8 protein-coding genes are annotated in these 14,311 nt (G+C 29.8%); 4 read left to right on the forward strand and 4 right to left on the reverse strand.

Going from position 1 to position 14,311, the window contains the following annotated elements; genetic code table 11:
* Nucleotides 1-17: 17 nt before the first annotated feature.
* Nucleotides 18-2,456, forward strand: a complete 2,439-nt coding sequence (locus FIA58_RS13075; RefSeq protein ID WP_140962928.1) for a DUF4114 domain-containing protein — start codon at nt 18-20, stop codon at nt 2,454-2,456.
* 746 nt (nt 2,457-3,202) lie between these two features.
* Here the strand turns inward: FIA58_RS13075 and FIA58_RS13080 are convergent.
* On the reverse strand, nt 3,203-5,275 hold the full coding sequence (locus FIA58_RS13080; RefSeq protein ID WP_140962929.1) for a tetratricopeptide repeat protein: 2,073 nt from the start codon (nt 5,273-5,275) through the stop codon (nt 3,203-3,205).
* A gap of 149 nt (nt 5,276-5,424) precedes the next feature.
* Here FIA58_RS13080 and FIA58_RS13085 point away from each other — a divergent pair, with 149 nt between their 5' ends.
* The 3 genes from FIA58_RS13085 (at nt 5,425) to FIA58_RS13095 (ending at nt 8,320) form a co-directional block, all read left to right on the forward strand.
* Nucleotides 5,425-5,727, forward strand: a complete 303-nt coding sequence (locus FIA58_RS13085) for an STAS domain-containing protein (RefSeq protein WP_140962930.1) — start codon at nt 5,425-5,427, stop codon at nt 5,725-5,727.
* Between the two features lie 42 nt (nt 5,728-5,769).
* A complete protein-coding gene (locus FIA58_RS13090; protein WP_140962931.1) occupies nt 5,770-7,026 on the forward strand; it encodes an oligosaccharide flippase family protein in 1,257 nt (418 codons plus the stop codon).
* An 85-nt stretch (nt 7,027-7,111) separates the two neighbouring features.
* The gene (locus tag FIA58_RS13095) at nt 7,112-8,320 is read left to right on the forward strand and encodes a glycosyltransferase (protein ID WP_140962932.1); all 1,209 of its coding nucleotides are present in this window, start codon (nt 7,112-7,114) and stop codon (nt 8,318-8,320) included.
* A 2-nt stretch (nt 8,321-8,322) separates the two neighbouring features.
* Here the strand turns inward: FIA58_RS13095 and FIA58_RS13100 are convergent, their stop codons facing one another.
* Genes FIA58_RS13100 through FIA58_RS13110 form a run of 3 tightly spaced genes read right to left on the reverse strand, consistent with a single transcriptional unit; the run spans nt 8,323 to nt 14,187 of the window.
* Nucleotides 8,323-9,876, reverse strand: coding sequence for a cellulase family glycosylhydrolase (locus tag FIA58_RS13100; protein WP_140962933.1), 1,554 nt, complete (start codon nt 9,874-9,876; stop codon nt 8,323-8,325).
* Nucleotides 9,860-11,098 (reverse strand): hypothetical protein, encoded by a 1,239-nt coding sequence (locus tag FIA58_RS13105; RefSeq protein ID WP_140962934.1) that lies wholly within the window; start codon nt 11,096-11,098, stop codon nt 9,860-9,862. Before FIA58_RS13105 ends, FIA58_RS13100 begins: the two co-directional genes overlap by 17 nt.
* A complete protein-coding gene (locus tag FIA58_RS13110; protein WP_140962935.1) occupies nt 11,098-14,187 on the reverse strand; it encodes a hypothetical protein in 3,090 nt (1,029 codons plus the stop codon). The genes FIA58_RS13105 and FIA58_RS13110 overlap by 1 nt, the downstream gene beginning before the upstream one ends.
* Nucleotides 14,188-14,311: the final 124 nt, after the last annotated feature.

Genomic DNA, 14,311 nt, shown 5'->3' on the forward strand with positions numbered 1-14,311 from the left:
TACTAAATAAAAATATTATGAAAAAAATAGTACTTATACTGTTAATAGCTATTTCATCATCAGTAATTGCACAAAATTTTCAATTCTTGGGTTCTTATACTTCTGATGGAACTCCTTTATATTTTGCAACTAGTGATACTATTAGTCAAGCAACATTAGATTTGGTAAGTAATTCTTTGCCAGAAAATTACCCAGTTCCTGTTTATAATCCACAATACATTTCGTCAGGTTATGATACAGATTTAGTTATTGATAGTCTTGCCGATGTTTGGGTAACTTTCGTAAGTGAAGGAGCTGGTTACAAAAATGTATTAGGATTTTATACATATGATTTAAATAATCCACCTTTAACAGCTCCAACAACAGCTGATATTACTATTGTTTTTCCAAATGTATCTGCGGCAGGAAGTGGAGGAAGTTTAGTAACAGGAAATAAAGTAAAAATAGGAACTTTCCCAGCAGGAACTGGAATTGGTTGGGTGCTTTTAGCAAACGGATGGAATGGATCTCAAGTAACAAATGGTTTATGGAGGTTGTTTTCTAATCCAAGTTTTAATCCGGAATCAGATCCTAATTTAAGAAATCACAATGTATTGCTAAATGATCCAGATAATGAAAGAATTATTTTAGGGTTTGAAGATATTAGAAGAGATAATGCTGGTTGTGACAATGATTTTAACGACGCCATATTTTATGTCACAGCGAACCCTTATACAGCTTTAAGAACTGTTAATGTAGCCGATGTAAGTAGCAGAACTGATATTACTTCTGCAAATGATGGAGGATTAGAAAGTGAAGGAAGTTTAGCTACTTTAATTGCAAAAAGAAATTTTAAAAGGGTTAAAGAACAAACGTTTGCAAATAGGAAACAACTTCAAATTCCTTTTAAAGTAGATTCCTCTTCAAGTTATCAAAATAGAACTGGTGTTATTAATTTAAACACTCTTTTTCCAAGTACAGGAATGTTTGGTACAGAAACAGTATTTGTTTCTAGTCCTACAGATCTTATTCAGATAACAAACGCTGAGGAAGTGTTTTCAGTAGACTATTATGAAGGTACAAATAGAGTAGCAGCAGTACTTGGAACGAAGACGACAGGAGGGATTTACAATCACTCAAAAGTAATATGTGATAGGTTAAATGGTTCAACACTAGAAGATATTAGAACTATAAATTTAAAAGGATATGAAATAATCCTATCAAAAATAAGACGAGCCAATGGAGAAGTAGAATTTGCATTACACTTTTCAATAGAAGAATTAGCTACTGAAAATAAAATGCATAGTTATTGGAACATTGGACAATATCCAATCGGGAATTATAAAAATTTTCAAATTTGGGGTGCTACAATGGGACAAGTTTCGAATATTGCTAATTATATAATTGATACTTATAACCAACAAAGTGTTTTAATTCAAAATGTAGTAAGTAATAGAATTCCAACAGTTTTTGTAAAAAAAGGAAGTTACAAAGATGGTAAAGTTAAATTGACTTTAATAAACAAATCAGGTGCAAATGAAGTACAATTAAACGGAAATAGTAAAGAAACTGAACTTACTACAGAAGTAAACCTAACTTTAAATGAATTTATTTCTACTGCTTATGAAAGCGAAATTGAATTGGTTACTGGAAATCTATTTGATATTGGATTTTCAATTACAGGTAATAATTCTCCTCAACAAGATACCCTATATTTAGCAGATGGTCCTTGGGGAATGGATTATAATACTTCTGAAACAATAATAAGCTCATTCCAATTAACAAATCCAGTAGTAACAGTTCAATCAGAAATCTATACTATTGAAAGAAATGCTTCAGTAACAGGTCAAGTAAAAGGAACAGCTAATCTATTTAGAAATATATTGCCAGGAGAATTGTTATTTGACGCAAGTGCCTATGAAGGAACTCACTTTTCAATTCAAAATTCATTGCCAACTGAAGTAATATTGGTAACAGAAAACACAACAGATTGGAATAATAGATTACGTTTTAATATTCCTGCTAATGTGAATATGGTTGATGTTGCTATTTCTTTCCTAGATTTTACAAGTCCAAATGGAGCAATATACAATGGTGAAAAAATTAAAGGTTTTGTTTTCTCAGTAAAAGGAGATTATTTTCAATTTCAACCTTTTTCATTACAAGTATCTAATTTGAAATTAGGGTCTACTACTACTTTAAGTACTATAGATTTTGAAACCTCAAAAACTAATGAAATTTATAATTACCCTAACCCGTTTTCAAATGAAACCACTATTGTTCTTAGCGAAAATATTTCTGATTCAAGAGTTCAATTAATCGATGTAACAGGTAGAATTGTTCATGATAAGAATTATAAAGTTGTTAATTCGAATGAAATTAAATTTAAAAATACAAGTGTACCAAAAGGGATTTATATGTTTGTAATTACAACAAGTTCCAATAAGGTTTACAGCAAGAAATGCATAATAGATTAGGAAAATGCTGTTATTAATTTGGGATAAAAAACCGAAGATAATTCTTCGGTTTTTTTGTTTTACAAAGATTTTTAATTGAATTTATAGTAGCCTAATTTTTACATTAGATAGCTGTATTACTTTCTAATTGTCAGACTATAAAATAGTTTGTCGATACTTTTTCACCTTTCGACTATATCAAATATGTTATGGTCGAATGTCTCATTAATTACGATATTTTGAGCGTAGATTTGTCTTATAAATAACAACAATATTAGAAAGTCTTTACTATAAAAAACAGAGACCAACTATCAAAATACACATCAATGCATTAGAAAAATGTGTTATTAACCAGAGATAAAAAAACCGTAGATTATTCTTCGGTTTTTTTGTTTACAATAACATATAATCAGTTTAAAATCATAGGAGTAAATCAATATTTTCCCATTTAAATTACAGCATTTAATACATTGATAAATTCAATAATTACAGTCTCAAAGTAGTTTTAAATGAAAGCGTCTTAATTAAAGTAAACTTCTTAATAAATCTCAAAATACTTAGTGATAAGATTTGAATTAAAGCGTTTTTAAGCCATAAAACACATTCAAGGTAAATTTAATTATCTTTCATTACAGCGAGTATTTTAGTCCGAAATGGCTTTGTGATATAATAGTTTTTAATTGAATTTCGAGTTAAAAAGAAAAATGCTTGAATTTACTAGTTTAATTAAAAAAGTTAAAAGGTTAAGCACTAAAAAAAACCGTATATTATTCTTCGGTTTTCTTAGTTTTAAAAATAGGCTTACTTAATAACAACCATTTCAATCTTACACCAAATTCGTTATAAGTAAAACCAGCAGCTGTAGCAGAGGCTATATTACTTCGTAAGCCATATATATTGGCTAACAAGCGATCAGAGAATTTATAGCCTAATTTAGCTTGTACTCTATATGTCCATTGTTTGTCATTATCTTCAATATATTGAAAGCCTGTTGCAGCATTTACGTTGTAAAAGACACTTTTTACTGTTGCTATATTTTCATCCTTCAAGAAATCAACAAATAGTTCTACAGCATTGAACTTCTCAGGGCTAAAATAATCCGTAGGGACTTGGTTTTTAAAGGCAATAAATTGATAGTTAATACCTCCTTTTAACACTGGTTTTGATAAAAAGTTATAATACAAAGAAGTAAATAGTAAATTTCGAGTATTGGAATCCGATTGAGTAGTATAGAAATATTGGGTAAACCAGCCTAGTTTTATATTAGTACTTATATTATAATTAGCATAAAAGTTATTACTAACAATTTGCTTGTCAATTAAGTCTGAATTAAAGTTCTGCATTTCTCTTTTGTAGCCTACTTCCAAATCTTGTAATTTTAAAGGTTTCATTTTAAAGTAAGTATGTACTAATAATTGATTATAGGAATTAGTAACCGCTTTTGCATTTGAAATTCCAGCATTTAATGTAAAACTCACTTTTGGATGGAATTTATAGGTTGTTCCCAATGTGAAATCATTAGTAGTAGCATTAGCCAATGTGACTTTATTATCTGTTTTCCTATACTGATAAGAGGTGTTGAAAGACCATTTTGTTGCCGTTGGAATAGTAACTTTTGTTAACGAAGCATAAGCAGTATTGTCACCATTGTCGAAAGAATAACTTACTTTTTCTTCTAAAACTGGTGTATGTTCTGCATTTAATTTTTTTAAGAAATTAGCAGCATCATTCTGATTTTGGAAAATGTCTAAAGTTGTATAAACAGCTTCATAAGCTTTATCAATTTCCCCAGAAGCATAATAAGCATTAGCAATTCCTAAATTTCCATCAAAAGATTTGGAATCGTTTTTTAAGATGTTGGAATAATCAGCAATACTTTGTTTGAAGTCACTTTTGTATATCGCTAAAGTAGCGGACAAAGCCAAAACCCAATTCTCATTGGGATATTTTTCTAATAAAGAATCGATATTCTCTTCAGCTAAATCATATTTTCTATTCCAAATTAATGCTTGCACATAGCGTTCTTTAGTTTGTTTAATAGTCGTTTCGTCAGTAATTAGTTTGCTTTTTTCTAACGATTCTGTTGCTAAATTTAAAGCTTCAGTTTCTTTTTCATTCAAATGTGCCAATAATGAAAGTCCGTTTAAAGCAATATTTGGATTTTCAGGAGCTAATAATTGGTACACTTCCTTTCCTTTTTCTATTTGTTTCGAAATCAAATATAAATTTGCTTTGTTAAGTAAGGTTTCTTTGTCATTTGGAAAATCCGTTAGAATTTCATCATATAATTTTTCAGCTTCATCATATGCTTTAGCATTCACTTTTTGATTGGCAAAACCTAGTTTAATGTATTTTCTAGAAACCAAAGCACCATTGTTTTCTGGAGAAAGATTAAGTGCTTTATTTACATATAGAAGTGCATTCTCATATTCTTTTAAATTAGATAACGTATTGGCAAACCCTAAATGTGCAACAAAATTAGTTGGATTCTCAGCTACAAGAATTGTATAATAGGTTTTAGCGTCATTGTATTTTTTGTTCCAAAGTAACGATTCAGCGTAATTCAGTTTAATTTCTAAATCCTCTGGATACTCTTTTTTTAATTGTATAAATACTTCTAATGCTTTTTTAGGGCTCTCATTTAAACCAATTGCTCTTGCATAACAAAGACGTGCTGTTTTATTATCAGGATACTCTTTTAATATAGAGGCAAAAAATGTTTCGGCTTTAGCAAAATCTCCTTTTTCAAGATACGTAAAGCCTTCTTGCATGTCTTGTGCATAAATTGTTGAAGTGAAAAACAGGAAGATAAAAAAGGTAATTTGAAATGCTATTTTCATTGGTCGAAAGTGATTTTGTTACTACTTGCAAGTTAGTCATAAACCATTGATATTTCAACTACAGTAACTTACCATTCATCGAATAAGAAGCTTCATTCATTGAATTCTATCGGATATTTGTACTAGTAATAACTCAAAACCTAAAAATTATGGCATTACAAATTAACGAAAACGCAGGAGTTTTAGAAATAAATGGAGTTTTAAATACACAAAATGTAAATTCTTTAAAAAATTATTTTGAAGCATTAATTAGTCAATCTAGTTTTATTATTATCTCTTTAAATAAAGTGATTGATATGGATAAATCTAGTTTTGATACCATTATTAATTTATATAAGAAGGCATTGTCAAAAAATAAAGTTTTTTATATCATCAGTGAAGGAAATCAAAAGGTACTCGATTTATTTCAATCGGAAAAAATGAATTATTTGTTAAAAAATAGAGCAGCATAATTTTATTTTATAAAAAGGCAAAAAATAATAAAAAAGACAAAAATGATACAAGCAATAACTCTAAAAAGAAGACAAATAAGTTCAGAACAAATTTTTATGCTAACTATGTTCATTGTTAATGCAGGAAATTATGCTTACAATTTATTATTAGGAAGAATGTTAGGGCCAAATGCTTTTGCTGACGCTGCTATCTTAATCACTTTTTTACTAGTGTTATCTTTTGTAGGAATGACTTTCCAAATTGTAACAACTAAGTATAGTGTGCTTTTAGAAGGAGATTTGAAAAATAAGTTTATTAAAACTATTTCTAAAATCTCGATTGCGATTGGGATTTCAATTGGATTGCTTTTTATCATTTTTAGTGAAAATTTACAAATCTTATTGCACACAGAGACGGATACGATGTTTCATTTATTTGGAATTGGAATTCCTTTGTACTTTTTAATGAGTGTCAACCGAGGAATCTATCAAGGAGAAAATAAATTAAATTTATTATCAATCACTTATGTTAGTGAAATGTTTGCTCGCTTATTCATAACGATTACATTGTTCTTTTTTGCTTCAAAATTACCGACTACCATTTTAGTCGCAACAGGAATTGCAATATCATTTGTTTTTGGACTAATTCCATTTCAAAAAACTATTTTCAAAAAAGCAACTTTTGAAAATAAAATAAAAGTAGAAACTAAACCAATAGTTACTTTTTTTGCCCTAACGGCTTTTTACGAGTTAACTCAAATTATTATTAACAATAGCGATGTCATTCTAGTAAAGCATTTTTTTGACAATCAACAAGCTGGTTTTTATGCATCTTTGGCCTTAATTGGAAGAGTAGTTTATTTTGTAACTTGGATTTTTGTAATGCTTTTATTGCCAAAAGTAATTCAGTTAAAAAAAGAAGGAAAGAATACCCAACCCATTTTAATGAAATATGTTTCAATAATTGCCTTATTTTCTGCCATAATTGTTTTGGTGACTTACATCATGCCAGAAACGGTAGTTTATCTTATGTTTGGTGATGATTACCTATCTATTGCTCCTTTATTATGGCAATATGCTTTGGCCACAGCCATTTTTGCAGTAGCAAATGTGTTTGCATATTATTTCCTTTCGATAAGTAATTATTTTCCAGTAATCATTTCAGCTTTATTAGGTTGTACGCAAATTGTATTAATTGTTTTTTTTCACAATTCATTAGAGCAAGTAGTTCATATGCAAACTGTTGCGATGTTGATTCTTTTAGTTTTCCAATTGCTTTATTTCGTTTATCAGAATAAAAAAAGTATTCGTCTACAGTAATTTACTGCTCATCGAAAAACCATTAAAAACCTTTCCACTTCACCCGATATTTGTACTATAATACTAACCATAAAAAGACAAAATTATGAAAATCGCAGTTGTAACAGCATTCCCACCAAGTAAAGTAACCTTAAATGAATACGGATACCATTTAGTAAAAAACTTTGTTCAAAAAGAAGAAGTTTCAGAATTAGTTTTACTATGTGATAAAACAGAAGCACCAAAACAACTAGACTTTAATAATAGTGAAAAAGTAACCGTTAACGAATGTTGGTCATTCAATAGTTACAAAACCATTTTCTCTATTATCAAACAAGCAATCAAAGAAAAACCAGAAACGATTTTATTCAATTTACAATTTGTAAAATTTGGAGATAAAAAAATTCCAGCCGCATTAGGACTATTATTACCAATGATTTTAAGACTGCTAGGATTCAAAACAATGGTTTTAATGCATAATATTTTAGAGCAAGTAGATTTAGAAAGTGCTGGATTTACTTCTAACAAAATAGCTCAAAAAGTTTATAATTTTATTGGAACAACTTTAACAAAGTGTATTTTAAAAGCGAATAGAGTTTCGGTTACCATTAACAAATATGTTGATGTTTTAAATGCAAAATACAAAACAAAAAATGTCGTTTTAATTCCTCATGGAACATTTGAATCTGTCAAAGAAGTTAACTTTAATTTACCAGCAGGACCAAAGAAAATCATGGCATTTGGAAAATTTGGAACTTATAAAAAAGTTGAAATTTTAATTGAAGCTATTATTGAAATTAGAAAAAACAATAAAGAAGCCATCGAAGTGGTTATTGCTGGGACCGATAGTCCAAATACACCAGGATATTTGCAATCTGTAAAAGAGAAATATGCTCATGTAGAAGGAATAACATTTACAGGTTATGTAGAAGAGAATGATGTAGAAAGAATCTTTACTGAAAGTGCGATTGTAGCATTTCCTTACACTTCAACAACAGGAAGTTCTGGAGTTTTACATCAAGCAGGAAGTTATGGAAAAGCAGTTGTAATGCCAGATTTAGGAGATTTAGCTTTGTTAGTAGAAGAAGAAGGCTATAAAGGAGAGTTTTTCAATCCTACAAGTAGTACTTCATTAGCAAAAGCGATTGCAACCATTTTAGAAGATGAAAATTATAGAAAGAAAATAGCCAAAACAAATTTTCAAGCAGCAAGTGCTTTGTCAATGGATAAAATTGTGGACTTATATTTAAATGAGTTTCATCAGATAAAAGCTCAAAATGCTATTGAAAAAGACAGTTTAGTTGAATACATTTAATATTAGTAAGAAATATAAGAAAATGAAGGTTTTTGTCTTCCTTCAACATCGATAAATCCAAACTGTTTTTGTTTGTTTTTTATCCAAGGCCATTTCCCGGCAACACCATTTGGCACTTTTGGGAAATCATATAAAGTCCATGATACAAATGCAAGTTGTTTTTCTTTAAAAATAGCTTGCATTTTTTTATGATATTCCGCTTGATCTTCTTTTGAATTTCCATTCCAACTCCAAAAACCTTTGTTAGATGACATTCCAAATTCTTGTACAACCAAAGGTTTGTTTGTTGCTTTTTCTAAAATAGCCAATTTGTCTTTAAAAAGCAATATGTCTTCGTAGTAATGATAAGAAACAAAATCGACTTCATCTTTTAATATTTCACCAGCTTTTATAGAAGAATAGCCAATAGTCACCAAATGATTAGGAGCTGCTTTTTTTACAACTTCAATCATTTCAGAGAGCCAAGGTTTCACATTTTGAATGCCTCGAGATTCGAAATCTAAATCGGGTTCGTTTTTGATGTCCCAAGCAATAATATTGTCAAAATTTTTACAACTTGAAACTACTGTTTCAGCATGTCTCTGTGTCAATGTCCAATTTGAAACGGAATAATCTCCGTAAAAATCAAAAAGGGTTATAATGACAGCTAATTTTTTAGTTTTGGCCAATTCTAAAACTTGTTTCAATTTTTCTATTTTTTCAGTTTTAACTTCTGCTTTTCCAAAATCTTCATAAGGTACAAATATTCGAATGGTGTTTAGTTTGGCTTTGCTAATTATATCAAAATCGGTTGCAATAGTATCCAGATTAAATAAATCTCCATACATATCCCAAGCGGAATTTTTAGGATAATAATTGATGCCTTTTATAACGAAAGGTTTGTTGTTTTTTAAGATTTGATTTCCTTTTACAGTAAATGTTTTTTCATTTGTGTTTGCTTGAAGGGTATCAGCTACTTTAGCCATTCTTTCGCAATGACGAATTCTCCAAAAACCATCTTCTAATAACATCAAAACTTTATAAGTAGCAGTGTCTTTAACAGAAGTAACTAATTTTTTATCTTGATAAATATTCTGAAATTCAATGACATTTTCATCGGTAAAAACAACTAATTGTCCGTCTTCGCTATAAAATTCTAATTTAGGATTGTGTGTAAGAGTTGTGCTTTCAATCGATATTTTATTAGCTTTATTCTGTTGGATTATTGTGTCTAAAATTTTTCTAGGGTTTTCAGTAAAATAATCAGCAATTCCTTCTGAAGTATTCGTTTTTAAAGCATTATTTTTAATATACCATGAAAATAAATAGTGTTTTTCTAATGTGGCTAAAGTCTGTTTTTCCATTGCTCTTCCAGGATTTTCTAGGCTTTCCCAACTGACTTTTGGTAAGTATGTATTTATGGTCATTTTATCTAAATGCAACATTGTACTTCTATCTGCTCCTTCGTTTAAATAAGCCAAAATACTTGTAATAGCATACAATACTAAAATATTGAGTGCAATAAATGATGCTAGTAAAAAAACGCGATAATTATTTTTATTATTTATTAGAGACATTTTTTTCTGCTTTTTTTATAGTTTTCCCAAGGGTTTCAATTTCAAAACTGTATTTCTTTTCTTTGTAAAATTCAGGAGACAGATAGAAGGTAGCTTTTCCTCTGTTGCTGTCTTCAATTATTGTTTCAACTAAAGTGTCGTTGTGATATATTCTTAGCGTTACTTTGATTCCATCGGGAACAATTTGGTTCATGAAACTTTTTATTGGACCAACAGAGATGGTTCGATTGTCTTTTGAAAAAGAATAAGCAATAGTAGGATTTATGGATTTATAATTAATCTGAATACTATTACTTTTGCTAATTCCATTCACATACGCTTTTACGATGTAGCTGTTTTCTTTTTCTGGATGTAAAATTTGACCAGTTGCAATGCCTTCAATCGTTGTTCCAAATGTTTTTAGAAGAACATTTTCTTTGTTTTTAATGATAAAGGTAACCATGGTTCCATCGCTAACCGTATTTCCAAATTTATCTTTTAAAATAGAAGTAGTTAATCTTGTGATTTGGTTTCCATCGGCAAATTCGTGATTTCTTTTGTATGCAATGGTAAAGTCTGTAGCAATTGAAGGATAAATTACAGCGTCAAATTCTTTTGTAATGGCTTCATTACAGCTGGCAGAAATTAAAACACCACCTGATTTTGTGGGAGCATAAATGTTTTTCCAAGCAATGAAATCTTTTGTTTTTTCATTATCGGTTGCAATAGTATTCAAAAATTGATGTTTGATAGCAACTTCAGTATTAGTAAATTTGGGATTGTCAAAGTTATCCGTTGGAATGGTAACAAACATGGTAAAATGACCATCTCCAACTAAAGTACTAGGTGGTCCAAGATAGGATTCAAGATTGGTTTTAGTTTCGTCATTTGGTATGATTTGAAAGTTTCCTTTTGCTTTTTCATCGTTATTTTCTATCAAAAACCAAGAAACTAAGCTTGTTTTATTATAATAATTTTTAGGTAAATTAAATTGAATGATATCTTTTTTCAAAATACCATCAAGCAATGTTCTTCCAAAAGAATGAATGATGTAAAGTTGTGGTTTGTTTTCGAAACTTCCTTTAAATTCTATTGCAATAGGTTTTCCAGCAACAAAGTTTTCTTGAGTGGTTATGTAAGAAAGAGTATTTTTAGTAATCGACTTTTTATCCAATAAAGTGACAGAAAGCAAAACCAAAGCGATGCTTACCAATATAATAATGATATGTAGTTTTCGTTTCATCATTTTGGATTACCAATATAATTATTCATCTCGATTTTTATATAGCTAAAACCTTTTCCGTTCACTTTTTGCAATTGTTCTTCTTCCTCGTTTGTTTTTCGAGTTTTAATAACATCTCGTGCAATAGCTTCATTTGAAATACCATTTACAAAACAATTTTCTGTTGAATATTTTATGCTTTTTAAAGTAGTAAGATCTAAAAAGAAATACTTGAAATATTGTTTTCGTTGAATGCGAACCCCTTCTTTGATGAATTTATGATCGACAAAAATCAATTCTTTTTTAGCATTATAATAAGAGATCAATACTTCTGGAACAGTAACTTCTTGAATACCATAGTTGAACAAAGTTCCTTTTAGTTCTGTGTCAGAAATAACTAAATCGGCTAAAGCTACCGAAGTGTATAAATCACTAATTGCGACATTTCCTGCACTTTGAATGTCAAAAGTGACGGGTTTATTCTCAAAATACTTATCGGTAAACTCATCTGGATTAAAATTGGTTGGTTTTACATCATCTGGTTTTAACCAGGCAATATCTTCAAAATTTACTTTAAAACTAGTAGTTTCTTTTGGCATTAATTTATGTTTAATGACATATTTCGCATTATGAGTAGCTAAAGTTTTATCTTTTTCATCATATAAAGTCGCTTTCAAAACTACATCCGCAGGGACATTATCAATGTTTTGCACTTCACCAATAATCATGTATTTTTTATCAAAATAAATCAAGTTGGCTTTAGTAATTTCCAAATCAGGTTGACGTAAAATATCATCATGATAGGTTTGTTGGGTTGAAATTTTTCTTCGTCCTTGTTTATAATAGGAATTGATGTTGGTCGCAATAAACTCATCTGGTGGCAAATCGGTATCTTTCTTTTCAGGAACGATATACCATTTTCCTTTAATTTTTTCTACTTCGTGTGTGTATGTTTTTTCTATAATTTCGAGAGGTGTAATCCATTTGGTTTTGGCAATAATTCTAGCTTTGTTCTTTGAATTGTTTGTAATAGTAGTTTCAATAGCATCTAATTTCCCATACGAATTTAAAATACCGTCTGAAACCGAAATTTCAAGCATAAACTGTGAAAGTGGATATTCCTTATCTGGAATAACATAAGAATATGCTTTTTCGTAATATTTAAAATCGAGCGCATCATAATAGGATTTCACCACATTTTCCGGACTTATTTGAGTAGCGTTTTTAATGTAAATGAAGTAAATTCCAATGCCAAAAATGATGAGGACAAATACAGTCCAAATATGTAATAATTTAATCATCCAACTTTTAAAACCAGTGTAAGCCACACCATGATTTAAAAAGGCAGGTTTGTCGAGTACTTTTATCTTTAATGCTTGAAACCAAATCATTTGAATGTTTAAAATAAAAGCAATCAGAACAGTTAATAGAGGAATGATGCCCCACATTAATTTTAGTACTATGGAAACTTCGTCTTTCGGAAGAATTTTAGATAAAGGTTGCACATTGAGTTTCTCCCAAACCATAATACCATTTTCCAATTGAGTCAAACGATGCCAACCGCAGAAATAGAGTATTGGATCATAAAATTTATCATTAGAAAACACATATTTTAAATTGTATTTTTCTGGAACGGTTAAAAATTGCTGTAAAGAACCAATGCCTTCTATACCTCTAAATTTTGAATTTTCTAAACGTTCTACAGCTCTTGTCGTCAATTCTGGTAGCCTTCTTGCCGAATGATAATTGCCATCAACTGTCATGGCTTTGGTTTGTGTAGAAAGAAATGCCATTTGGTCACCAAAACCTAAAGGCAAAAACCGCCATTGGTCATGTTGGTCTTGATTTAGGAAATTCACTATTGGTAAAAAGTTGATTTTAGCAGGTTGCAAAGGTCTAAAGTAACCTAGTGTAATAGTGAAAACAGCAAATAATAGAAAGCATCCTGCAAATAAACCTCCTAAAACACGATGATATACAGTTCCAAATTTGGTTTGTATGGCTGTTTTTAAATCACCTTCAACCAATCGATACACAAATTCACCAAAAATAGGCAAACTCATAATGGAAGCCCAAAGTGTAAATCTATCTAGAGTCAAGATGTTAAAAGCAGTTTCTCCTAATAGTTTTAGAGGAATAGGAGTTGTGCCACCTGTTCCTAAAATAGTTAATAAGGTAATAGAAAGACCAAAGAAAATATAGCGTTTTGAATAATAACGATAAAAAATGTAAGGTAAAATGAAGAGTAAAATGCCCCAAGGAATTAAGAAAAACATCAATCCAGAAGAAGTGACTTCTAAAAAGTTATCGCGACTTCCATGTGGAATAGGTACTTGTGTTATCGGATTGGCTTTGGAATTAATCCAATAGGGTAAAATACAAAATACAATTAAAAAAACGGCTGAACCGCAAAAGAGAACAATTCGTTTAAATAATGACAAAAAACTTTTAAAGAAAATTATGAAAGTGATTTCTTTGTTCGAATTGACTCTTTCTCTTGAAACGTCCATAATCACCATCCCTATTAGAGGAGAAATGAAGAAAACCATTCCAAACAATGGAGTAACATGATGCGAACAAACTGTAACAGCAATTAAAGACAAGGATGTAAAAAAATATTTCCATTTACCTGTCTTTATATAGAGATATATTTCTGGCATCGCATGCATCAAAACGGAAACTCCTATGATGCTAGGCAATTGACCAAATATATGAAGTGTTTCTACAAAGGAGGAAGAAATTATAGCAACAATAGATGCATAGCCTGCAACAGTTCGATTACCAGTAATTAAAACAGCATATCTAAAACTTCCTGTTACAAAGAGAATAATTCCAATAATAGCAACTGTAAACATACCAAATTTTAATCCACCAATATAGGATAGTATTCCAATAGCTTGATGTACTAAAGGTGGATAACCCATTACAGTAAAGCCTGTGTACCAACTATAATTCCATGGTTCAAACCAACTATTGGCATAATGATTCCCAAAAAACATATGAATTAAAGCATCATAAGTATTTTCAATAGTAAAGAAAATAGCACTTCCATGGAAGGTTAATCCAAAGAGCAAAGCAACAATTAAATATTTATTAGATGTTTCTTTCAATTAAGGTTTTAATTTCTTTAGTAAGGTAAAGATAATAATAAAGATAATATCGATAATTTTTTACTATCTCAAGAAATAGTTCATTCGTCTATAGGAAATTTCCATTCGTCTAAAACTAAGTCTT

The organism is Flavobacterium jejuense (assembly GCF_006491595.2).
GTDB classification, from domain to species: domain Bacteria; phylum Bacteroidota; class Bacteroidia; order Flavobacteriales; family Flavobacteriaceae; genus Flavobacterium; species Flavobacterium jejuense.

Excerpts from the sequence above, each read along its gene's own strand:
- FIA58_RS13075 (WP_140962928.1), top strand. The coding sequence starts at position 18 with ATGAAAAAAATAGTACTTATACTGTTAATAGCTATTTCATCATCAGTA.
- FIA58_RS13080 (WP_140962929.1), bottom strand. The coding sequence starts at position 5,275 with ATGAAAATAGCATTTCAAATTACCTTTTTTATCTTCCTGTTTTTCACT.
- FIA58_RS13085 (WP_140962930.1), top strand. The coding sequence starts at position 5,425 with ATGGCATTACAAATTAACGAAAACGCAGGAGTTTTAGAAATAAATGGA.
- FIA58_RS13090 (WP_140962931.1), top strand. The coding sequence starts at position 5,770 with ATGATACAAGCAATAACTCTAAAAAGAAGACAAATAAGTTCAGAACAA.
- FIA58_RS13095 (WP_140962932.1), top strand. The coding sequence starts at position 7,112 with ATGAAAATCGCAGTTGTAACAGCATTCCCACCAAGTAAAGTAACCTTA.
- FIA58_RS13100 (WP_140962933.1), bottom strand. The coding sequence starts at position 9,876 with ATGTCTCTAATAAATAATAAAAATAATTATCGCGTTTTTTTACTAGCA.
- FIA58_RS13105 (WP_140962934.1), bottom strand. The coding sequence starts at position 11,098 with ATGAAACGAAAACTACATATCATTATTATATTGGTAAGCATCGCTTTG.